Origin of the sequence: Streptomyces sp. HP-A2021 (assembly GCF_022807935.1) — a bacterium.
Classification (GTDB): Bacteria; Actinomycetota; Actinomycetes; order Streptomycetales; family Streptomycetaceae; genus Streptomyces; species Streptomyces afghaniensis.
Genome location: NZ_CP094344.1, coordinates 7,952,481 through 7,973,761 on the forward strand (window position 1 = coordinate 7,952,481; position 21,281 = coordinate 7,973,761).

Annotated in this window: 20 protein-coding genes and 1 tRNA gene; 18 read left to right on the top strand and 3 right to left on the bottom strand. The window is 71.3% G+C overall.

What is annotated here, in order from left to right; translation table 11 throughout:
* Positions 1-16: 16 nt before the first annotated feature.
* Positions 17-463 carry an SRPBCC family protein gene (locus MQE23_RS35980; RefSeq protein WP_020272491.1) on the top strand — a complete coding sequence of 149 codons (447 nt, stop codon included), beginning with the start codon at positions 17-19 and terminating at the stop codon, positions 461-463.
* A 39-nt stretch (positions 464-502) separates the two neighbouring features.
* Positions 503-574: transfer RNA gene (locus MQE23_RS35985), tRNA-Val, on the top strand.
* A gap of 69 nt (positions 575-643) precedes the next feature.
* Here MQE23_RS35985 and MQE23_RS35990 read toward each other — a convergent pair.
* The gene (locus tag MQE23_RS35990; protein ID WP_020272492.1) at positions 644-1,372 is read right to left on the bottom strand and encodes a 3'-5' exonuclease; all 729 of its coding nucleotides are present in this window, start codon (positions 1,370-1,372) and stop codon (positions 644-646) included.
* A gap of 167 nt (positions 1,373-1,539) precedes the next feature.
* On the opposite strand from MQE23_RS35990, the gene MQE23_RS35995 reads away from it, so the two are divergent.
* The 4 genes from MQE23_RS35995 (at position 1,540) to MQE23_RS36010 (ending at position 6,054) form a co-directional block, all read left to right on the top strand.
* A complete protein-coding gene (locus tag MQE23_RS35995; RefSeq protein ID WP_020272494.1) occupies positions 1,540-2,106 on the top strand; it encodes a DUF4365 domain-containing protein in 567 nt (188 codons plus the stop codon).
* On the top strand, positions 2,103-3,338 hold the full coding sequence (locus MQE23_RS36000; protein ID WP_243381313.1) for a hypothetical protein: 1,236 nt from the start codon (positions 2,103-2,105) through the stop codon (positions 3,336-3,338). Before MQE23_RS35995 ends, MQE23_RS36000 begins: the two co-directional genes overlap by 4 nt.
* Positions 3,339-3,430: 92 nt before the next feature.
* The gene (gene thrS, locus MQE23_RS36005) at positions 3,431-5,407 is read left to right on the top strand and encodes a threonine--tRNA ligase (RefSeq protein ID WP_037666960.1); all 1,977 of its coding nucleotides are present in this window, start codon (positions 3,431-3,433) and stop codon (positions 5,405-5,407) included.
* An 89-nt stretch (positions 5,408-5,496) separates the two neighbouring features.
* On the top strand, positions 5,497-6,054 hold the full coding sequence (locus MQE23_RS36010) for an HIT domain-containing protein (RefSeq protein ID WP_020270008.1): 558 nt from the start codon (positions 5,497-5,499) through the stop codon (positions 6,052-6,054).
* Between the two features lie 116 nt (positions 6,055-6,170).
* Here MQE23_RS36010 and MQE23_RS36015 read toward each other — a convergent pair whose 3' ends face one another.
* Together MQE23_RS36015 and MQE23_RS36020 are read right to left on the bottom strand one after the other, a co-directional pair.
* Complete coding sequence (locus MQE23_RS36015) at positions 6,171-7,838, bottom strand: membrane protein (protein WP_037666962.1); 1,668 nt, start codon at positions 7,836-7,838, stop codon at positions 6,171-6,173.
* A gap of 172 nt (positions 7,839-8,010) precedes the next feature.
* On the bottom strand, positions 8,011-10,209 hold the full coding sequence (locus tag MQE23_RS36020) for an elongation factor G-like protein EF-G2 (protein WP_243381314.1): 2,199 nt from the start codon (positions 10,207-10,209) through the stop codon (positions 8,011-8,013).
* A gap of 215 nt (positions 10,210-10,424) precedes the next feature.
* On the opposite strand from MQE23_RS36020, the gene pgsA reads away from it, so the two are divergent.
* From pgsA to secD, 12 genes are all read left to right on the top strand, one after another.
* Positions 10,425-11,201: a phosphatidylinositol phosphate synthase gene (pgsA, locus tag MQE23_RS36025; RefSeq protein WP_243381316.1), complete on the top strand. Its 777-nt coding sequence runs from the start codon at positions 10,425-10,427 to the stop codon at positions 11,199-11,201.
* Positions 11,198-12,106 carry a phosphatidylinositol mannoside acyltransferase gene (locus MQE23_RS36030; RefSeq protein ID WP_020270012.1) on the top strand — a complete coding sequence of 303 codons (909 nt, stop codon included), beginning with the start codon at positions 11,198-11,200 and terminating at the stop codon, positions 12,104-12,106. Before pgsA ends, MQE23_RS36030 begins: the two co-directional genes overlap by 4 nt.
* Positions 12,103-13,266 carry a glycosyltransferase family 4 protein gene (locus tag MQE23_RS36035; protein WP_020270013.1) on the top strand — a complete coding sequence of 388 codons (1,164 nt, stop codon included), beginning with the start codon at positions 12,103-12,105 and terminating at the stop codon, positions 13,264-13,266. Before MQE23_RS36030 ends, MQE23_RS36035 begins: the two co-directional genes overlap by 4 nt.
* Before the next feature lie 44 nt (positions 13,267-13,310).
* A complete protein-coding gene (locus MQE23_RS36040) occupies positions 13,311-13,853 on the top strand; it encodes a hypothetical protein (RefSeq protein WP_020270014.1) in 543 nt (180 codons plus the stop codon).
* A 136-nt stretch (positions 13,854-13,989) separates the two neighbouring features.
* Positions 13,990-14,901: a pyridoxal 5'-phosphate synthase lyase subunit PdxS gene (pdxS, locus tag MQE23_RS36045; RefSeq protein WP_020270015.1), complete on the top strand. Its 912-nt coding sequence runs from the start codon at positions 13,990-13,992 to the stop codon at positions 14,899-14,901.
* A gap of 5 nt (positions 14,902-14,906) precedes the next feature.
* A complete protein-coding gene (pdxT, locus tag MQE23_RS36050; protein WP_020270016.1) occupies positions 14,907-15,509 on the top strand; it encodes a pyridoxal 5'-phosphate synthase glutaminase subunit PdxT in 603 nt (200 codons plus the stop codon).
* A 51-nt stretch (positions 15,510-15,560) separates the two neighbouring features.
* Entirely contained in the window at positions 15,561-16,313 is a 753-nt protein-coding gene (locus tag MQE23_RS36055) for a YebC/PmpR family DNA-binding transcriptional regulator (protein WP_020276516.1), read from the top strand.
* A gap of 115 nt (positions 16,314-16,428) precedes the next feature.
* Positions 16,429-16,959 (top strand): crossover junction endodeoxyribonuclease RuvC, encoded by a 531-nt coding sequence (gene ruvC / locus MQE23_RS36060; protein WP_037673017.1) that lies wholly within the window; start codon positions 16,429-16,431, stop codon positions 16,957-16,959.
* Positions 16,956-17,561 carry a Holliday junction branch migration protein RuvA gene (gene ruvA, locus MQE23_RS36065; RefSeq protein WP_020276518.1) on the top strand — a complete coding sequence of 202 codons (606 nt, stop codon included), beginning with the start codon at positions 16,956-16,958 and terminating at the stop codon, positions 17,559-17,561. Before ruvC ends, ruvA begins: the two co-directional genes overlap by 4 nt.
* A gap of 45 nt (positions 17,562-17,606) precedes the next feature.
* Positions 17,607-18,677 carry a Holliday junction branch migration DNA helicase RuvB gene (gene ruvB / locus MQE23_RS36070; RefSeq protein ID WP_020276519.1) on the top strand — a complete coding sequence of 357 codons (1,071 nt, stop codon included), beginning with the start codon at positions 17,607-17,609 and terminating at the stop codon, positions 18,675-18,677.
* A 185-nt stretch (positions 18,678-18,862) separates the two neighbouring features.
* Positions 18,863-19,381 carry a preprotein translocase subunit YajC gene (yajC, locus tag MQE23_RS36075; RefSeq protein ID WP_020276520.1) on the top strand — a complete coding sequence of 173 codons (519 nt, stop codon included), beginning with the start codon at positions 18,863-18,865 and terminating at the stop codon, positions 19,379-19,381.
* Between the two features lie 132 nt (positions 19,382-19,513).
* Positions 19,514-21,280: a protein translocase subunit SecD gene (gene secD / locus MQE23_RS36080; RefSeq protein WP_020276521.1), complete on the top strand. Its 1,767-nt coding sequence runs from the start codon at positions 19,514-19,516 to the stop codon at positions 21,278-21,280.
* Position 21,281: the final 1 nt, after the last annotated feature.

Genomic DNA, 21,281 nt, shown 5'->3' on the forward strand with positions numbered 1-21,281 from the left:
TGGGCAGACTGCCGTCATGGACTGGAACCACTACCGTTTCCGCACTCTGTGGACCCTGCCCGCGCCGCCCGCTCCCGTGTACGAGGCGCTGGAGCGCGCCGAGGACTACCCCCGGTGGTGGCGCCAGGTCCGGGAGGTGACCCGGCTCGACGACACCTCGGGGGTGGTCCGGATCCGCTCCGTCCTGCCGTACGACATGACCTTCACGGCCCGGGAGGTGCGACGTGACCCCGCGGCCGGCGTGCTGGAGATCGCCCTGTCCGGCGACATGGAGGGCTGGGCACGCTGGACGGTCACCTCGGACGGGGCGGGGACTCTCGTGCGGTACGACCAGATCGTCGACGTCCGCAAGCCGCTGCTGCGGCGCCTCGCCGTGCCCTGCCGGCCCGCCTTCCGGGCCAATCACCGGCTGATGATGCGCACGGGAGCGCGCGGACTGGCCCGGCACCTCCAAGCGGTTTGAAGGAAACGTGCCGGGACCTGTATTGTTCAGTGCGTTCCCGGGCGATTAGCTCAGTGGGAGAGCGCTTCGTTCACACCGAAGAGGTCACTGGTTCGAACCCAGTATCGCCCACCGGAAACAGCCGGTCCGTCACAGACGGACCGGTTTTTTCATGCCCCGCGCAGGTGTCCTGCCAGGTGCTCAGGCCGCCGCCGGCAGCTCCGGACGCAGCGGCCAGGCCGGGTCGACAGACTCCTCCACACCGCTGCGCGCGAACCACGCCTGGAGCCCCCGGGCCTGCGCCGCGTGCCACACCGCCTGCAGCGTGTGCAGCTCACCGGGGGCGAGGCGCTCCAGCCGCGACGCGAAACGGCGCCCTACCGCCCGGGTGACCTCCAGCGCCGCCACGGCGTCGGCCGCCGCGTCGTGCGCGCCCTCCAGGGCGACGCCGTAGTGCGCGCACAGATCCGTCAGGGTGCGGCGGCCCTTGCGGTAGCGGTCCAGGTGCTTGTCCAGGACCCTCGGGTCGAGCACGCACAGCGGCGCCGACTCGAACCAGCGGCTCAGGGACGAGGCGCGATGACGGCGCAACTCCCGGTCGAACAAGGTGAGATCGAACGGCGCGTTCATCACCACGACCGGGCGGCCGACGTGGGCCTGTTCGGCCAGCGCCTCCGCTATCTCGTACATCACCGGCGCCGGCCACCGGCCGTTGCGCTGCAGGTGTTCCTCCGTCAGCCCGTGCACCGCCGTCGCCTCGGCGGGCACCGGCACGCCCGGGTTCACCAGCCAGCGGCTGACCCGCGGCCGGATGCCCGGGGCGTCCTGGACGACGACGGCGGCCGACACGATGCGGTCGGTCTCGACGTCCACGCCCGTGGTCTCCGTGTCGAAGGCGGCCAGCGGGCCTTCGTACCAGCACGTCGTCATAGCCACACAACCCCTCGCTCACTTCGGCAGTTGACGCACCGTCCGCTGCCCGATCCGGTGATACCCGGGCTGTTTGCGCCGTACGCCGGAAGGAGACAACAGGAGTACGGGTCCGCGCAGTTCAACGGCCCGCACGGGGACCCACTTGTTCTGGAAGGCTGTTGGCCATGGCCATAGCGCAGCCCGAACGGGGCGGGCTGCTGCCCGAGCGCACGGCCCCCTCCCGCGGCACCCTCGCCACCACCGCCTGCATGGAGACACTCCAGGTCGGCTATCTGCACGCCGTCGCGGCGGCCGCCGGCTGCTCGCTCTCCCAGCCGTTCCCCGACAACGGCATCGACTGGCACGTCAGCCACAGCGCACCCGGGCACACCGTCGACGACGAGGTCACCATCAAGGTGCAGCTCAAGGCCACGTACCAGGTGCCGCCCGACCCACCGGGCCCCACCTTCGCCTTCACGCTCGACAACGACCACCTGGCGAAGCTCGCCCGCACACCCGTGTCGGTGCACAAGATCCTGGTGGTGATGCTGGTGCCGCGCTCCCAGGACGACTGGCTGCGCGCCGGCCACGACCGGCTCGACCTCAGGCACTGCTGCTACTGGACCAACCTCGCCGGCCAGCCGATCACCGGCCGCCGCCGCACCACTGTGCGCATTCCGACTTCACGCATCTTCGACGACCGGGCGCTGTGCGAGATCATGACGCGGGTCGGGACGGGAGGGAAACCGTGACGCACCGCCCGACAGAGGAGCCACTGAGGCCCGTGCGGCCCCACCCCGTCGACACCACGTTCAGCGGTGCTCCGCCCGAGCCCGTGGACGTCGACCCGGCCGTACTGGGCGCCCTGCTCCGCCGGCACGGCTGGCAGCGGCGCGGCGGCGCCCCGGGACGCTACGGCCGCTGGACGCCGCCCGGCCCCGGCGGCACCGGCACCAGCCTCCTCGTGCCCGAGAGCCGCGCCTTCCCCGACAGCGACGACCTGCTCGGCGAGGCCCTGCTCGCCCTGTCCCGCAGCGGCTCGCCCTCCGCCCGCGAAGTCCTCGTCTCCCTCGCCGTCCCCAGCGACGAGATCCGCTGGTGGCACGAGGTCCCGGCCGGGCCGGCCGGCGCGGCGCCCTGGACCGTCGAGGACCGGCTGCGCACCGCCGCCCGCCGGATGCTGCTCGCGGCGGCACTCGCCACCCGCGCCCGGGCCGGCTACCACGGCGCCCGGCACCGGCGCTCCGCTGCCGCGTCCCTGGACCACGTCCTCGTCGGCTCCGCGACGGACGGCCGGCTCACCGCCTTCGTGCCCGTCGAAGGCGGCCGACCTCTCGCCGTACGCCTCCACCAGGCCCTGTACGCCGCCCGTGAGGCCATCGACTACCAGCGCGCCACCGGCGGCATGGATGCCTTCGACGCCGCGGTCGAGGCGGGAGTGAGCCACGACCTCACCGAGGCCCTCGTCGCCCTGGTCCGGGGCACGGAAGGCGCCCGGATCGCCGTCGCGTGGGCCCCGGCCGCCGGTGTGCCCGAGGGCTGCGCGCCCTCCGCCGAGCCCGTCGAGTTCTCACCCGGCGACCTGCCCGCGCTGCGCGAGGCGGGCGCCCGCTACCTGCGCGAGGAACCCGCCGTACCGGTGCGGATCACGGGAGCGGTGACACGGATGCGCAGGTCGGGGCCGCGCGGCGAGGGCACCGTACGGCTGCGGGTGCTGGCCGGGGCCGACGTACCGGACGTCCGGATCACCCTCGACGAGGAGGCGTACCGGATCGCCGGGCACGCCCACCTCGTCGGGCTGCCGGTGCGGGTCCAGGGACGGCTGGAGAGCCGGGGCGGCTTCCGGCGCCTGACCGGCGCCCACGGTGTCGTACCGGTGCAGGTCGACGACGCCGAGCGGGACCGCCTCATGAAGGCGCTCCAGGAGAACGCCGGGGTGGCGGCCTTCTTCGAGGAGGCCTGCGGAGGGGACTGCGGGGACTGATTTCGCGAAGGGTGGTCCCGGGTCGGTACGATCCTTACTCGTGCGCGCGCTCCGGTATGGCGCCCGCAGCCCCCTTCAGTCAGGAGAGACCGGTGTCAGACGTCCGTGTGATCATCCAGCGCGATTCCGAGCGGGAAGAACGCGTGGTGACGACGGGCACTACGGCCGCCGAGCTCTTCGCCGGCGAGCGCTCGATCGTCGCCGCGCGCGTGGGCGGCGAGCTCAGGGACCTGTCGTACGCCCTGTCCGAGGGCGACGAGGTCGAGGGCGTCGAGATCTCCTCCGAGGACGGCCTGAACATCCTGCGCCACTCCACCGCGCACGTCATGGCGCAGGCCGTGCAGGAGCTCTTCCCCGAGGCCAAGCTCGGCATCGGCCCGCCCGTCAAGGACGGCTTCTACTACGACTTCGACGTCGAGAAGCCGTTCACGCCCGAGGATCTCAAGGCCATCGAGAAGAAGATGCAGGAGATCCAGAAGCGGGGGCAGAAGTTCGCCCGCCGCGTGGTCACCGACGACGCCGCCCGCGAGGAGCTGGCCGGTGAGCCGTACAAGCTGGAGCTGATCGGCCTCAAGGGCTCCGCCTCCTCCGACGACGGTGCGGACGTCGAGGTCGGCGCCGGCGAGCTGACGATCTACGACAACCTGGACGCCAAGACCGGCGAGCTGTGCTGGAAGGACCTCTGCCGCGGCCCCCACCTGCCGTCGACCCGTGCGATCCCGGCGTTCAAGCTGATGCGCAACGCGGCCGCCTACTGGCGCGGCAGCGAGAAGAACCCCATGCTCCAGCGCATCTACGGCACCGCCTGGCCGACCAAGGACGAGCTGAAGGCGCACCTGGAGTTCCTCGCCGAGGCCGAGAAGCGCGACCACCGCAAGCTCGGCAGCGAGCTCGACCTGTTCTCCATCCCGGAGCAGATCGGCTCCGGCCTCGCCGTCTTCCACCCCAAGGGCGGCGTCATCCGCCGGGTCATGGAGGACTACTCGCGGCGCCGCCACGAGGAGGAGGGCTACGAGTTCGTCTACACCCCGCACGCGACGAAGGGGAAGCTCTTCGAGACCTCGGGCCACCTGGACTGGTACGCCGACGGCATGTACCCGCCCATGCAGCTCGACGAGGGCGTGGACTACTACCTCAAGCCCATGAACTGCCCCATGCACAACCTGATCTTCGACGCGCGCGGGCGCTCCTACCGTGAGCTGCCGCTGCGCCTGTTCGAGTTCGGGACGGTGTACCGGTACGAGAAGTCGGGCGTCGTGCACGGCCTGACCCGGGCCCGTGGCTTCACCCAGGACGACGCCCACATCTACTGCACCCGCGAGCAGATGTCGGAGGAGCTCGACAAGACGCTCACCTTCGTCCTCGGCCTGCTGCGCGACTACGGCCTGACCGACTTCTACCTGGAGCTGTCCACCAAGGACCCGGAGAAGTTCGTCGGCTCGGACGAGGCCTGGGAAGAGGCCACGGAGACCCTGCGCCAGGTGGCGGAGAAGCAGGGGCTGCCCCTCGTTCCCGACCCGGGCGGCGCCGCCTTCTACGGCCCGAAGATCTCCGTCCAGACCAAGGACGCCATCGGCCGCACCTGGCAGATGTCGACCATCCAGCTCGACTTCAACCTGCCCGAGCGCTTCGACCTGGAGTACACGGCCGCGGACGGCTCCAAGACCCGCCCGGTCATGATCCACCGCGCGCTGTTCGGCTCGATCGAGCGCTTCTTCGCGGTGCTCCTGGAGCACTACGCGGGCGCCTTCCCGGCGTGGCTGGCCCCGGTCCAGGCGGTCGGCATCCCGATCGGCGACGCGCACGTCGAGTACCTGGAGAAGTTCGCGGCGGCAGCCCGGAAGAAGGGCCTGCGCGTCGAGGTGGACTCCTCCTCGGACCGTATGCAGAAGAAGATCCGCAACGCCCAGAAGCAGAAGGTGCCCTTCATGGTCATCGCGGGCGACGAGGACATGTCCCACGGGTCCGTGTCCTTCCGCTACCGCGACGGCTCCCAGGAGAACGGCATCCCGTTCGACGAGGCCATCGCGAAGATCCTCAAGGTCGTCGAGGAGCGGGCGCAGGTCTGATCGCAGGGCGCGACCACGCCCCGGCCGAACCGCGTACGGGCCCCCGGGAGATCCCGGGGGCCTTTGCCGTACCCCCAGCTCGACGCCATATGCTGCACTGCATGACGAGTGAGCCGGAGCAGCAGCTGGGAGTGGGGACGCAGGACGCGTTCCAGCGTCTGTGGACGCCCCATCGGATGGCCTACATCCAGGGTGAGAACAAGCCGACCGGCCCGGGCGCCGGCGACGGCTGCCCCTTCTGCTCGATCCCGGCCAAGTCCGACGAGGACGGGCTGGTCGTCAAGCGCGGCGAGCAGGTCTACGCGGTGCTCAACCTGTACCCGTACAACGGCGGGCACCTGATGACCGTGCCCTACCGGCACGTCGCCGACTACACCGACCTGACGGCGGGGGAGACAGCCGAGCTCGGCGAGCTCACGAAGCAGGCGATGACGGCCCTGCGCACGGCCTCCGGCGCCCACGGCTTCAACATCGGCATGAACCAGGGCTCGGTCGCCGGCGCGGGCATCGCGGCGCACCTGCACCAGCACATCGTGCCGAGGTGGGGTGGCGACACGAACTTCATGCCGGTGGTGGGACACACGCGGGTGCTGCCGCAGCTGCTGGCGGACACCCGGAAGATGCTGGCGGAGGCTTGGCCTTCGTAAGGCGCGGCGTTTGACGGCACGCTCGGTTGCTGTGCTGCCGGGTGGGTGCGCAGCCCGGCGCTGCGGGGTGCCGCCGCGCCCACCCGTGCCGCCCCAGCGGCACGACTGCCCGCGGCTCAGGCGTCGTAGACGTCGGCCTTCTTCGGCGAAGCCTCCTGCACCGCCCCGCTGAGCGCCGCCGACCTGGACCCGAACTTCTCCACGTCCACCCCGTTCTCCCGCAGCACCTTCAACGCCGCCGCATGCACCACCCGCAGCACAGGCGTCGCCGCCCGCAGCGCATCGTCCGCCATGAACCGGTGCCGCCACGGCTGATCCGCCCAGGCGTGCCGCAGGCCGAACGGTTCCGGAAGCGTCAGGCTGCCGCCGAGCCAGTTCAGCAGCGGCGGATACCAGGTCAGCGGGGCGCGCGCGGCCAGCCGTACCACCTCGTCGGCGTCGATCAGGGGCATCTTCACGGTGCGGGTCTCCCAGAAGCGGACGGCCTTCTGGACCGTCTTCTCCTTGGCTGCCGGCTTCTCGTTGAACAGGGAGTTGACCGGCCCCAGCGCGTGCCCGGTGACCTCGATGCGCAGCGTGTCGTGCAGCACCGTCACCGTGATCAGCATCGTGATGACCAGGTGGCCGTCCCACAGGGTCCACTGCACGCCGAGATAGTGCCGGTCGCCGCTGCCGAACTGCTGCTTGTTGCAGATGTCCTGTATGGCGTGCGTCCGCACCGTGTACGCGTCGACGTCCGCGCCGCTCGGCCGGGACACCTCCGTCGCCTTCTCGCCGATCGGTGTGACGATCCAGTGCGTGATGGACGGCTTGGGGAAGCCGCCGGTGTTGATGGACGTGCGCTCCAGCATGCCCAGGCCGCCCTGGACCGCCACGATGACGTCCCAGCTGCGGAAGGGGTGGAAGTCCTTGCCCGGCTCGGCGGACACCAGCTCCTCCGCCAGCTGCCAGCTGCCCCACCGCGTGCCCATGCCGAGTATGCCCTTGGGCCCCGCGTAGAAGACCGAGTTGGACCGCTGCTCGGCGCTCAGGCGCGCCAGCTCCTTGCGGACCTGCTCGGCCGCGTCCCCCGGGTTGCCCGGCACCGCCTCGGGGATCTTGGCGCCCACGCCGCCGCCCGACAGCAGGCTCGACCAGCGCTCCCGCAGGTCCCGGGCGGTCCGCTCGCAGATCTGCTTGGCCCAGAACCAGCCGACGACCGGCATGACGACCGCCGCGCGCCCGTACAGGGCCCAGAATCCTTCGAACGGCATGCGGATCAGGAACAGCACGGCGAGCGCGCCCACGGCGACCAGCAGGGTCGTGGCGAGGGCGCCGGCGCGCTTGTCCTCCCGCTTGGCCATGGTGGTGCGCAGCGTGAACACCAGCAGCCACACGAGGAACCCCGGCAGGAAGAGCACCCCGCAGATCACCGTGACCGCCGACAGCCAGTTGTCGCGGTCGCGGCGGATGCGGTGGGCCGCCAGGCAGTGCTCCACGACCACCTGCGGCTCGATCCCGAAGGACTGGATGACCGGCTTGCGCCCGGCGCCCAGCATGCGGTCGATGACGGCGCGGGAGAAGGCCTCGCCGAAGTTGGGGCGGAAGATCTTCGCCCAGGAGCGCGGTGGGGTCACCTTCGACTGGTGCCACTCGTTGTCGGCGTTCAGGATCTTGGCGACCTCGTCGTCCCGGTACGCCGCCGCGGCCAGCGCGTAGGTCGCCGCGGTCTGGCCGCTCGCACCCGCCAGAGGCACCTGGGCCCCTGGGCTGAAGTCGAATCCGTCCGTCACTGCCGCCCCCATCGCTGCCGCTTCCGCATCAAGCGGCCTTCCCGAGTTCCGCGCTCCGCACACCTGTTGATCAGGTCATCAGCGTATCCGCAGGCACCGACATCCGTCGGCGGGCGGTCCTTCGAACCGCCCGCCTGTTCGGAGGGAGCCCTCAAGGGGGCCACTTGGCCCCCTCAGGCCCCAACTAGGAGGCTTTGCGCTCCTCTTCACGGATCCGGTCCGCGACCTGCTGCGGCATCGGCTCGTGGCGTGCGTACCGGCGGCTGAAGCGGGCCGTGCCGTGCGTCATCGACCGCAGGTCGATCGCGTACCGGCCGATCTCGATCTCGGGCACCTCGGCCCGGATCAGGGTGCGCCCGCCGGGTGTCTGCTCAGTGCCGAGCACCCGGCCGCGCCGCCCCGACAGGTCGCTCATCACGGCGCCCACGAAGTCGTCGCCGACCAGCACCGACACCTCGGCCACCGGCTCCAGCAGATGGATCTTCGCGTCGGACGCCGCCTCCCGCAGCGCGAGCGCCCCGGCCGTCTGGAACGCGGCGTCGGAGGAGTCCACCGAGTGCGCCTTGCCGTCCAGGAGGGTCACGCGTACGTCGATGAGCGGATGTCCGGCGGCAACTCCCTTGGCTGCCTGGGCCCGTACGCCCTTCTCCACCGAGGGGATGAACTGCCGGGGCACCGCGCCGCCGACGACCTTGTCCACGAACTCGATGCCCGAGCCGCCCGGCAGCGGCTCCACCTCGATCTCGCAGATGGCGAACTGCCCGTGCCCGCCGGACTGTTTGACGTGCCGGCCACGCCCGGCCGCCTTGGTCGCGAACGTCTCGCGCAGGGACGCCCTGTGCGGTACGACGTCGACCTGGACGCCGTAGCGGCTGCGCAGCCGCTCCAGGGCCACGTCCGCGTGCGCCTCGCCCAGACACCACAGGACCACCTGGTGGGTGTCCTGGTTCTGCTCGAGCCGCATCGTCGGGTCCTCGGCCACCAGCCGGGCCAGGCCCTGCGAGAGCTTGTCCTCGTCCGGTTTGCTGTGTGCCTGGATGGCCAGCGGCAGCAGCGGGTCGGGCATCTGCCACGGCTCCATGAGCAGCGGGTCGTCCTTGGCGGACAGGGTGTCGCCGGTCTCGGCGCGGCTGAGCTTGGCCACGCACGCCAGGTCGCCCGCGATGACGTGCGACACCGGGCGCTGCTGTTTGCCGAACGGTGTGGACAGGGCGCCGATCCGCTCGTCGACGTCGTGGTCCTCGTGCCCGCGGTCGGCCAGGCCGTGCCCGGAGACGTGGACCGTCTGGTCGGCGCGCAGGGTGCCGGAGAACACGCGGATCAGCGACAGCCGGCCGACGTACGGGTCCGAGGAGGTCTTCACGACCTCCGCGACCAGGGGCGCGTCCGGGTCGCACGGCTTGAGCTCGCGCGGCTTGCCGTCGACGGTCGTCACCCGCACCGTCTCGTGCTCCAGCGGCGTGGGGAAGCCCCGGGTGATCAGCTCCAGCAGCTCCACCGTGCCGAGCCCCTGCCGGGAGCCGTCCGTCGCAGGGGCGGCGGCCAGGACCGGGAAGAAGACCCCGCGCGCCACGGCCCGCTCCAGGTCGTCGATCAGGGTCTTGACGTCGACCGGCTCCCCGCCGAGGTAGCGGTCCATGAGGGTCTCGTCCTCGCTCTCCGAGATGATCCCCTCGATCAGCCGGTTGCGGGCCTCCTCGATCAGCGGCAGCTGGTCCTCGCCCGGCTCGGACTCCTTGCGCTCGCCGGTCGAGTAGTCGAACAGCTTCTGCGACAGCAGTCCGATCAGGCCGGTCACGGGAGCGTGCCCGTCCGGCGCCTGCGGGCCGTGCAGCGGCAGGTAGAGCGGCAGGACCGCGTCGGGGTCGTCCGCGCCGAAGGCCTCCGCGCAGATCCGGGTCATCTCCTCGAAGTCGGCGCGTGCCGCCTCCAGGTGCGTGACGACGATGGCCCGGGGCATGCCCACGGCCGCGCACTCCTCCCACACCATGCGGGTCGAACCGTCCACGCCGTCCGAGGCCGAGACGACGAAGAGGGCCGCGTCCGCCGCGCGCAGACCGGCCCTGAGCTCACCGACGAAGTCGGCGTATCCGGGGGTGTCGAGGAGATTGACCTTGATCCCGTCCCACTCGACGGGCACCAGGGAGAGCTGCACCGAGCGCTGCTGCCGGTGCTCGATCTCGTCGTAGTCGGAGACGGTGCCGCCGTCCTCCACGCGGCCCGCCCGGTTCACTGCCCCCGCCGTGAGCGCGAGGGCCTCCACCAACGTGGTCTTGCCCGATCCGGAGTGGCCGACCAGCACCACATTCCGTACGGACTGGGGGTGGTCGGCCGCCTGTGCCCTGCCGGCGGCCCCAGGGTGTGTCTGTGCCTTGTCGCCCATGATCCTGCCTCCCGTGCACGGTGAGGTCACTGTGGGCGCGGACACGCGGGATCCGCGTGCGGTGCGGCTCCGGCGACGCCCGCGGTCATTCGACCTTCCCACTCCTGTCACGGTGCGTCCATACGAAGGACGTGATCGCGCCCCACCCCGCGCACCGGTGCGCCGTGACACGGGCCTCGGGTCCCGCCCGTCGCCCGCACGCGCGCGTGGCTACGATGGGCCAGCCGGTGGCCAGCAGGGGCCAGACGGCGACACCGACCCTCGGGAAGGCCATGCTGAACAAGTACGCGCGTGCATTCTTCACGCGTGTTCTCACACCGTTCGCCGCGTTTCTGATCCGGCGGGGCGTCAGCCCCGACACCGTCACGCTCATCGGCACCGCCGGTGTGGTCGCGGGCGCGCTGGTCTTCTACCCCATGGGCGAGTTCTTCTGGGGCACGGTCGTGATCACGCTGTTCGTCTTCTCCGACCTGGTCGACGGCAACATGGCCCGCCAGCTCGGCCGCTCCAGCCGCTGGGGCGCCTTCCTGGACTCCACGCTCGACCGGGTCGCCGACGGCGCGATCTTCGGCGGCTTCATCCTCTGGTACGCAGGCGGGGGCGACGACCTCGTCCTGTGCGCCGTCTCGATCTTCTGCCTGGCCAGCGGCCAGGTGGTGTCGTACACCAAGGCCCGCGGCGAGTCGATCGGCCTGCCGGTCGCCGTCAACGGGCTGGTCGAGCGGGCCGAGCGGCTGGTGATCTCCCTGGTGGCGGCCGGCCTCGCGGGCCTGCACGCGTTCGGTGTCCCGGGCATCCAGTACCTGCTGCCGGTCGCCCTGTGGATCGTCGCCGTGGGCAGCCTCGTCACGCTGATCCAGCGGGTCGTCACGGTCCGCCGCGAGTCCGCGGAGGCCGAGGCCGAGGCCGCGACCGCGGCCGCCGAGCGGGACGACAATGAGGGCGAGCAGAAGAACGAGAACGCCTCTCACGGGAGCGAGGCGGCCACGTGAGCGCACAGGACCGGCTGACGGACGCGCTGTACGGCCTCGGCTGGAGCACTGTCAGGAAGCTCCCCGAGCCGGTCGCCGTACGGCTCGGGCGCACCATCGCCGACCTCGCCTGGAAGCAGCGCGGCAAGGGCGTACAGCGGCTGGAGAGCAACTACGCGCGCGTGGTGCCCGGCGCGAGCCCCGAGCGCCTCGCCGAACTCTCGCGCGCGGGCATGCGGTCGTACCTGCGCTACTGGATGGAGTCCTTCCGCCTCCCCGCCTGGAGCAGAGAGCGCATCGAGGGCGGCTTCGTCGGCAAGGACCTGCACTACCTGACCGAGGGCCTGGCCGCCGGCAAGGGCGTCATACTCGCCCTGCCCCACCTGGCCAACTGGGATCTCGCCGGCGCCTGGGTCACCACCAAGCTGGGCATCCCCTTCACGACGGTCGCCGAGCGCCTGAAGCCGGAGTCGCTGTACGACCGGTTCGTCGCCTACCGCGAGGGGCTCGGCATGGAGGTCCTGCCGCACAGCGGCGGCACCGCCTTCGGCACCCTGGCCCGGCGGCTGCGCGACGGCGGCCTGGTCTGCCTGGTCGCCGACCGCGACCTGTCCGCCTCCGGCGTCGAGGTCGGCTTCTTCGGCGACACGGCCCGGATGCCGGCCGGACCGGCCCTGCTCGCCCAGCAGACGGGTGCCCTGCTGCTGCCCGTCACCCTCTGGTACGACGACTCGCCCGTGATGCGCGGCCGCGTCCACCCACCCGTCGAGGTGCCCGAGTCAGGCACGCGCGCCGAGAAGACGTCTGTCATGACACAGGCGCTGGCCGACGCCTTCGCCACGGGGATCGCCGACCACCCGGAGGACTGGCACATGCTGCAGCGCTTGTGGCTCGCGGACCTCGACCCTGCGAAGGGGACCTCGTGAGGATCGGCATCGTCTGCCCGTACTCCTGGGACGTACCGGGCGGCGTCCAGTTCCACATCCGGGACCTGGCCGAGTACTTCATCCGTCTCGGCCACGAGGTGTCCGTCCTCGCGCCGGCCGACGACGACACGCCCCTGCCGCAGTACGTCGTCTCGGCCGGGCGCGCGGTGCCGGTGCCGTACAACGGCTCGGTGGCCCGGCTCAACTTCGGCTTCCTGAGCGCCGCCCGGGTGCGCCGCTGGCTGCACGACGGCGCGTTCGACGTCATCCACATCCACGAGCCGACCTCGCCCTCGCTCGGCCTGCTGACCTGCTGGGCCGCCCAGGGACCGATCGTCGCCACGTTCCACACGTCCAACCCGCGATCCCGGGCCATGATCGCCGCGTACGCCATCCTCCAGGCCGCCCTGGAGAAGATCAGCGCGCGGATCGCGGTGAGCGAGTACGCCCGGCGCACGCTGGTGGAGCACCTCGGCGGGGACGCGGTGGTGATCCCGAACGGTGTCGACGTCGACTTCTTCGCCAAGGCCGAGCCCAAGGCCGAGTGGCAGGGCGACACGGTCGGCTTCATCGGGCGCATCGACGAGCCCCGCAAGGGCCTGCCGGTGCTGATGAGGGCCCTGCCCAAGATCCTCGCCACCCGCCCGCAGACCCGGCTGCTGGTCGCCGGGCGCGGGGACGAGAAGGAGGCGGTGGAGAGCCTGCCCGCCGAGCTGCGCTCCCGCGTCGAGTTCCTCGGCATGGTCAGCGACGAGGACAAGGCCCGCTTCCTGCGCAGCGTCGATCTGTACGTCGCGCCCAACACCGGCGGCGAGAGCTTCGGGATCATCCTGGTCGAGGCCATGTCCGCCGGAGCCCCCGTCCTCGCCTCCGACCTGGACGCCTTCGCCCAGGTCCTGGACCGGGGAGAGGCCGGGGAGCTGTTCCCCAACGAGGACGCCGACGCCCTGGCCGACGCGGCCGTTCGCCTGCTGGACGACCCGGGCCGCCGCGCGGAACTGCGCGAGCGGGGCAGCGCCCACGTGCGGCGCTTCGACTGGTCGACCGTCGGCGCGGACATCCTGTCCGTCTACGAGACGGTGACGGCGGGCGCGGCGGCGGTGGCCGAGGACGAGCGGACGAGCGGGCTGTGGGGCCGGCTCGGGCTGGCCCGGGACTGACCGGCCACCCGGCCGTGTGAGCAGGCACCGGTAGCCTCTGGGCCGTGACCGCAACCCTCATCTGGATCCTCGTCGCCCTCGTGGTGATCGGCCTGTACCTGAGCTGGACGGCCGGGCGGCTGGACCGGCTGCACGCGCGCATCGACGCGGCGCGCGCCGCACTCGACGCACAACTGCTGCGCCGCGCCTCCGTCGCCCAGGAACTGGCCACCTCCGGGGTGCTCGACCCGGCCGCCTCGATCGTCCTCTACGAGGCCGCGCATGCCGCCCGTCAGGCGGTGGAGGAGCAGCGGGAGGTCGCCGAGAGCGAGCTGAGCCAGGCGTTGCGGGCCGTGTTCGGGGAGGTCCAGCAGGTGGAGGCGGTGCGCGAGGCGCCCGGGGGCGAGGAGGCCGCCGAGGAGCTCGCGCAGGCGGTGCGGCGCGTCCCGATGGCCCGCCGCTTCCACAACGACGCCGTACGGGCCGCCCGTGCCCTGCGCCGGCACCGCAAGGTCCGCTGGTTCCGGCTGGCGGGCCACGCCCCGTTCCCCCTGGCCTTCGAAATGGATGACGAGCCTCCGACGGCCCTGGCGGACCGGGCCGCCTGAGCCCCCGTTCACGCGCCGTTCCCCGGCCGTCCGTCGGAAAAGGATCCACAGCGTTCCCATTGGCCCTTGCTGTGGCCTGGTCCCCTCACGTTTCCTCGGTGCTGCAGAATTCCCCCTTTCCGTAGCGAGGTCACCCGTGTCCACCACGTCCCCCAACTCCCAGGCCCCCGAGACCGGCACCGCCCGTGTGAAGCGCGGTATGGCCGAGCAGCTCAAGGGCGGCGTCATCATGGACGTCGTCACGCCGGAGCAGGCGAAGATCGCCGAGGACGCGGGCGCCGTCGCCGTCATGGCCCTGGAGCGAGTCCCGGCCGACATCCGCAAGGACGGCGGCGTGGCCCGCATGTCCGACCCGGACATGATCGAGGGCATCATCGACGCCGTCTCGATCCCGGTCATGGCCAAGTCCCGCATCGGCCACTTCGTCGAGGCCCAGGTACTGCAGTCCCTCGGCGTCGACTACATCGACGAGTCCGAGGTCCTCACCCCGGCCGACGAGGTCAACCACTCCGACAAGTGGGCCTTCACCACGCCGTTCGTCTGCGGCGCCACCAACCTGGGCGAGGCCCTGCGCCGCATCGCCGAGGGCGCCGCGATGATCCGCTCCAAGGGCGAGGCCGGCACCGGCAACGTCGTCGAGGCCGTCCGCCACCTGCGCCAGATCAAGAACGAGATCGCCAAGCTGCGCGGCTTCGACAACAACGAGCTGTACGCCGCCGCCAAGGAGCTGCGCGCTCCCTACGAGCTCGTCAAGGAGGTCTCCGAGCTCGGCAAGCTGCCGGTCGTGCTGTTCTCCGCGGGCGGCGTCGCCACCCCGGCCGACGCGGCCCTGATGCGCCAGCTCGGCGCCGAGGGCGTCTTCGTCGGCTCCGGCATCTTCAAGTCCGGCGACCCGGCCAAGCGCGCCGCCGCCATCGTGAAGGCCACCACCTTCTACGACGACCCGAAGATCATCGCGGACGCGTCCCGCAACCTCGGCGAGGCCATGGTCGGCATCAACTGCGACACCCTCCCCGAGACCGAGCGCTACGCCAACCGCGGCTGGTAACCCCCATGAGCACTCCTGTCATAGGCGTCCTGGCCCTCCAGGGCGACGTACGGGAGCACCTCGTCGCCCTGGCCGCGGCCGATGCCGTGGCCAGGCCGGTGCGGCGCCCCGAAGAACTCGCCGAGGCGGACGGCCTCGTCATCCCCGGCGGCGAGTCCACCACCATCTCCAAGCTGGCGGTGCTGTTCGGCCTGATGGAGCCGCTCCGCGCGCGCGTGCGGGACGGCATGCCCGTCTACGGCACCTGCGCCGGCATGATCATGCTCGCCGACAAGATCCTCGACCCGCGCTCGGGTCAGGAGACCGTCGGCGGCATCGACATGATCGTGCGCCGTAACGCCTTCGGCCGGCAGAACGAGTCCTTCGAGGCGGCCGTCGACGTCAAGGGCGTGGAGGGCGACCCGGTGGAGGGCGTCTTCATCCGCGCCCCCTGGGTCGAGTCCGTCGGCGCCCGGGCCGAGGTGCTCGCCGAGCACGACGGCCACATCGTCGCGGTCCGCCAGGGCAACGCTCTGGCCACGTCGTTCCACCCGGAACTGACCGGCGACCACCGTGTGCACGCCCTGTTCGTCGACATGGTGCGCGAGAACCGGACGGCCCAGTCCTAGTAGGATTCCTGCGTTCGTTGCTGAGATGGGTTACGCGAAGGAGACAGGCAGATGTCCGGCCACTCTAAATGGGCCACGACGAAGCACAAGAAGGCCGTCATCGATGCCAAGCGCGGCAAGCTCTTCGCGAAGCTGATCAAGAACATCGAGGTGGCGGCCCGGATGGGCGGCGCCGACCCCGAGGGCAACCCGACGCTCTACGACGCCATCCAGAAGGCGAAGAAGTCGTCGGTCCCCAACAAGAACATCGAGTCGGCGGTCAAGCGCGGCGCGGGCCTGGAGGCCGGCGGCGCCGACTACGAGACGATCATGTACGAGGGTTACGGCCCGAACGGTGTCGCGGTGCTCATCGAGTGCCTCACCGACAACCGCAACCGCGCCGCCTCCGAGGTCCGCGTCGCCATGACCCGCAACGGCGGCTCCATGGCCGACCCGGGCTCCGTGTCGTACCTGTTCAACCGCAAGGGCGTCGTGATCGTCCCCAAGGGCGAGCTGACCGAGGACGACGTGCTGGGCGCCGTGCTCGACGCGGGCGCCGAGGAGGTCAACGACCTCGGTGAGACCTTCGAGGTCCTCAGCGAGGCCACCGACCTGGTCGCGGTCCGCACCGCCCTCCAGGACGCCGGCATCGACTACGACTCCGCCGACGCCAACTTCGTCCCGACCATGCAGGTCGAGCTGGACGAGGAGGGCGCCAAGAAGATCTTCAAGCTCATCGACGCGCTGGAGGACAGCGACGACGTGCAGAACGTCTTCGCCAACTTCGACGTCAGCGACGAGGTCATGGAGAAGGTCGGCGCGTAACGCCGCCACGGGCTCCGCAGGACCCGACGGGCCGACGGGACACACCCCGTCGGCCCGTCGCGTTGTCGGTGCCACCCGATAGCCTGCAGGAACAGGCGATCGAGAGGGAGGACGCGTGCGCGTTCTGGGGGTGGACCCGGGCCTGACCCGGTGCGGTGTCGGCGTGGTCGAGGGCGTCGCCGGACGGCCGCTCACGATGATCGGCGTCGGCGTCGTCCGCACACCGGCGGACGCGGACCTCGGCAGCCGCCTCGTCGCCATCGAGCAGGGCATCGAACAGTGGCTGGACGAGCACCGGCCGGAGTGCGTCGCCGTCGAGCGCGTCTTCAGCCAGCACAACGTCCGTACGGTGATGGGCACGGCCCAGGCCAGCGCCGTCGCCCTGCTGTGCGCCTCCCGTCGCGGAATCCCCGTGGCGCTGCACACGCCGAGCGAGGTCAAGGCCGCCGTCACCGGCAGCGGCCGGGCCGACAAGGCCCAGGTGGGCGCCATGGTGACCCGCCTCCTCCGGCTCGGCGCACCGCCCAAGCCCGCCGACGCGGCCGACGCCCTCGCCCTCGCCATCTGCCACATCTGGCGCGCCCCCGCGCAGAACCGACTCCAGCAGGCCGTCGCCCTGCACACATCGAAAGGCCGTACGGCATGATCGCCTTCGTCAGCGGCACCGTCGCCGCGCTCGCCCCCGACGCCGCGGTCGTCGAGGTCGGCGGTGTCGGCATGGCCGTCCAGTGCACGCCGAACACGCTGTCCACGCTCCGGATGGGCCGGCCCGCCAAGCTGCACACCTCCCTCGTCGTACGGGAGGACTCACTGACCCTGTACGGCTTCGCGGACGACGACGAGCGGCAGACCTTCGAGCTGCTCCAGACGGCCAGCGGCGTGGGACCGAGACTCGCCCAGTCGATGCTCGCCGTGCACACCCCGGACGCCCTGCGCAGGGCCGTCGCCACCGGCGACGAGAAGGCGCTCACCGCCGTCCCCGGCATCGGCAAGAAGGGCGCCCAGAAGCTGCTCCTGGAGTTGAAGGACCGTCTCGGCGAGCCGGTCGGCGCCCCCGCTGTCGGTACGGCCGTCAGCGCGGGCTGGCGCGACCAGCTGCACGCAGCCCTGATCGGCCTCGGCTACGCGACCCGGGAGGCCGACGAGGCGGTGACGGCCGTCGCCCCGCAGGCCGAGGCCGCAGAGGGCACGCCGCAGGTGGGACAGCTGCTGAAGGCGGCCCTGCAGACCCTGAACCGCGCCCGCTAGTCCGAGCAGTCCGTACCTCCGTACCGAGATTCCGAGGCACACTCCATGAACTGGGACGACACGACCGACGCCGACGCCGCCGAGCGGCTGGTGGACTCCGTCGCCGACCGTGAGGACCAGGCCGTCGAGGCCGCCCTGCGCCCCAAGGACCTGGGCGAGTTCATCGGCCAGGAGAAGGTCCGTGAGCAGCTCGACCTCGTCCTGCGTGCCGCACGCGCGCGTGGTGCCACCGCCGACCACGTGCTGCTCTCCGGCGCCCCCGGCCTCGGCAAGACCACCCTGTCGATGATCATCGCGGCCGAGATGGGCGCCCCCATCCGCATCACGTCGGGCCCCGCCATCCAGCACGCGGGCGACCTCGCCGCGATCCTCTCCTCCCTCCAGGAGGGCGAGGTCCTCTTCCTCGACGAGATCCACCGCATGTCCCGGCCCGCCGAGGAGATGCTGTACATGGCGATGGAGGACTTCCGCGTCGACGTCATCGTCGGCAAGGGCCCGGGCGCCACCGCCATCCCGCTGGAGCTGCCCCCCTTCACCCTGGTCGGCGCCACCACGCGCGCGGGCCTGCTGCCGCCCCCGCTGCGCGACCGGTTCGGCTTCACCGCGCACATGGAGTTCTACGAACCGGCCGAACTGGAGCGGGTCATCCACCGCTCCGCGGATCTCCTCGAAGTCGAGATCGAGCCGGACGGCGCCGCCGAGATCGCCGGCCGCTCCCGCGGCACGCCCCGTATCGCCAACCGTCTGCTGCGCCGCGTCCGGGACTACGCGCAGGTCAAGGCCGACGGCCTGATCACCAGGGACATCGCGGCCGCCGCCCTCGCCGTCTACGAGGTGGACGCCCGCGGCCTCGACCGCCTCGACCGGGGCGTGCTGGAAGCCCTGCTCAAGCTGTTCGGCGGCGGACCCGTCGGCCTGTCCACGCTCGCGGTCGCGGTGGGGGAGGAGCGTGAGACCGTGGAAGAGGTCGCCGAGCCCTTCCTGGTACGGGAGGGCCTGCTGGCCCGCACCCCGCGCGGCCGGGTCGCCACCCCCGCCGCATGGGCGCATCTCGGCCTCACCCCGCCCCGCTCCCAGACCACCGGAAACGGACAACAGGACCTGTTCGGGGCGTGACGGCACCGTCACCGCTCCGTGGCGGCGAGGCCAGTGGCCGGAGCAGGAACCCCGGTGCCATGCTGAGCGTTGTTCCATGCGCGCGGACTCGCTTAGACTCCGCCGATGCCGCCTTTGTCGGCGGCGTACACACCCCCAACCATCTGGCCGCTCACAGCGCGGTCGTGTGAAGGAAGTACCGACCCGTGAGTCTCCTGACCCTCCTCCCGTTCATCGTGCTCATCGGGGCCATGTTCCTGATGACCCGGTCGGCCAAGAAGAAGCAGCAGCAGGCCGTGGAGATGCGGAACCAAATGCAGCCCGGCAGCGGTGTCCGCACCATCGGGGGCATGTACGCCACCGTCAAGGAGGTGAACGAGGACACCGTCCTCGTCGACGCCGGCCCGGGCGTCGAGCTCCTCTTCGCCAAGAACTCCATCGGTGCCGTCCTCACCGACGACGAGTACAACCGCATCGTCCACGGCGTCGAGCACGACCTGAAGTCCGACGCCGACCTCGTCCCGGACGACGCCTCCTCCCTCACCGAGACCGACGACTCCGCCGCCGACGCCGGCGCTGACGACAAGGCCGTCGACCTCGGCAAGAAGGACACGGCCGACGAGCCGGCCGACGACGCCCCGGCCGGCGAGGCGAAGCCGGCCGGCGGCGAGGCGAAGACGGACGAAGAGCCGAAGAAGACCGACGGCGACTCCGAGGCGAAGTAGTCGCGTCCCGGGGTGCGCGGGCCCGGCCCGCGCACCCCGGGACACGACCGGCTCGCACGGAATCCCGACACCATGTCATGGCCGCCCGTCCGCCGATCCGGAGCGCGGCGGCCCGAGAGGGAGTACGAGAAGGTGGCCACACCTAAAAAGGGCCGGAGCGCGAGCGCCCAGAGCAAGCCGGGGCGCTCGCTGGCCCTGATCCTGATCGCCATCGCGGCGCTCACCGGTGGGATGTTCGCCTCGGGACACACGAAACCGCGTCTCGGCATCGACCTGGCCGGCGGTACGAGCATCACGCTCGAGGCGGTTCCCGAGGCCGGCAACGAGGCGGCGATCAACAAGACCAACATGGACACCGCAGTCTCCATCATGGAGCGCCGTGTCAATGGTCTGGGCGTCTCCGAGGCCGAGGTCCAGACGCAGGGCCGGGACAACATCATCGTCAACATCCCCAAGGGCACGAACTCCGAGCAGGCCCGCAAGCAGGTCGGCACCACCGCCAAGCTGTACTTCCGCCCGGTCATCGCCACCGAGGTCTCCGGCGGCGCCGGCGCGGCCAGCCCCTCGCCGAGCCCCACGGGAAGCCCCTCGGACAAGCCGTCCGGCAAGGCCACCGACAAGCCCGAGGCCACCGACAAGGGCTCCGCCTCGCCGTCCGCCTCTCCCACCACGCAGGGCCGAGCGGTCACGGACGCGCTGAAGGCCGATGCGACGCCGTCCGCGAGCGCCTCGGACAAGGCGAAGGCCAGCCCCTCCCCGTCCGCGTCCGGCGGCACCGCCGCCGACGACGCGAGCAAGCTCCAGGAGCAGTACGCCAAGCTCGACTGCACCAACGCCAAGACCCGCTCCGCCGTGGGCGACGGCGTCAAGGCCTCCCAGCCCACCCTGGCCTGCGGCAAGAACTCGCAGGGCCAGTGGCAGAAGTACATCCTCGGCCCGGCCGAGGTCGACGGCACCGACGTCGACAAGGCCCAGGCCGTCCTGAACACCCAGACCGGTGCGGGCTGGACGGTCACGATGGACTTCACCGACGAGGGCGGCAAGAAGTTCGCGGACATCACCGGCAAGCTGGCGAAGAACCAGTCGCCGCAGAACCAGTTCGCGATCGTCCTCGACGGCGACGTGGTCTCCGACCCGTACGTGCGGCAGGCGCTCACCGGCGGCAACGCGGAGATCTCCGGCAACTTCAACCAGCAGTCCGCCCAGGACCTCGCCAACATGCTGAGCTACGGTGCGCTGCCGCTGACCTTCCGCGAGGACAGCGTCTCGACCGTCACCGCCGCGCTCGGCGGTGACCAGCTGAAGGCCGGCCTGATCGCCGGCGCGATCGGTCTCGCGCTGGTCGTCATCTACCTGCTGCTCTACTACCGCGGCCTGGCGTTCATCGCGATTCTCTCGCTGCTGGTCTCCGCCGCCCTGACCTACACGATCATGGCGCTGCTCGGCCCGACCATCAATTTCGCGCTGAATCTGCCCGCCGTGTGCGGTGCCATCGTCGCGATCGGTATCACGGCGGACTCGTTCATCGTGTACTTCGAACGCGTCCGCGACGAGATCCGCGAGGGCCGCTCGCTGCGCCCCGCCGTCGAACGAGCCTGGCCGCGCGCCCGGCGCACCATCCTGGTCTCCGACTTCGTGTCGTTCCTCGCCGCCGCGGTGCTCTTCATCGTCACCGTCGGCAAGGTCCAGGGCTTCGCGTTCACGCTCGGCCTGACCACCCTGCTCGACGTGGTCGTCGTGTTCCTCTTCACCAAGCCGCTGCTGACGCTGATGGCCCGCCGCCCGTTCTTCGCGAACGGCCACAAGTGGTCCGGCCTCGACCCGAAGAGCCTCGGTGCGAAGCCCCCGCTGCGCCGCACCCGCCGCCCCGCCGCCCCCGTCGACACCAAGGAGGCCTGAG

What these genes read in the sequence shown, in the direction of transcription:
- MQE23_RS35980 (WP_020272491.1), top strand. Translation starts at nt 17, where the DNA reads ATGGACTGGAACCACTACCGTTTCCGCACTCTGTGGACCCTGCCCGCG.
- MQE23_RS35990 (WP_020272492.1), bottom strand. Translation starts at nt 1,372, where the DNA reads ATGACGACGTGCTGGTACGAAGGCCCGCTGGCCGCCTTCGACACGGAG.
- MQE23_RS35995 (WP_020272494.1), top strand. Translation starts at nt 1,540, where the DNA reads ATGGCCATAGCGCAGCCCGAACGGGGCGGGCTGCTGCCCGAGCGCACG.
- MQE23_RS36010 (WP_020270008.1), top strand. Translation starts at nt 5,497, where the DNA reads ATGCTGCACTGCATGACGAGTGAGCCGGAGCAGCAGCTGGGAGTGGGG.
- MQE23_RS36015 (WP_037666962.1), bottom strand. Translation starts at nt 7,838, where the DNA reads ATGGGGGCGGCAGTGACGGACGGATTCGACTTCAGCCCAGGGGCCCAG.
- MQE23_RS36020 (WP_243381314.1), bottom strand. Translation starts at nt 10,209, where the DNA reads ATGGGCGACAAGGCACAGACACACCCTGGGGCCGCCGGCAGGGCACAG.
- pgsA (WP_243381316.1), top strand. Translation starts at nt 10,425, where the DNA reads ATGGGCCAGCCGGTGGCCAGCAGGGGCCAGACGGCGACACCGACCCTC.
- pdxT (WP_020270016.1), top strand. Translation starts at nt 14,907, where the DNA reads ATGAGCACTCCTGTCATAGGCGTCCTGGCCCTCCAGGGCGACGTACGG.
- MQE23_RS36055 (WP_020276516.1), top strand. Translation starts at nt 15,561, where the DNA reads ATGTCCGGCCACTCTAAATGGGCCACGACGAAGCACAAGAAGGCCGTC.
- ruvA (WP_020276518.1), top strand. Translation starts at nt 16,956, where the DNA reads ATGATCGCCTTCGTCAGCGGCACCGTCGCCGCGCTCGCCCCCGACGCC.
- ruvB (WP_020276519.1), top strand. Translation starts at nt 17,607, where the DNA reads ATGAACTGGGACGACACGACCGACGCCGACGCCGCCGAGCGGCTGGTG.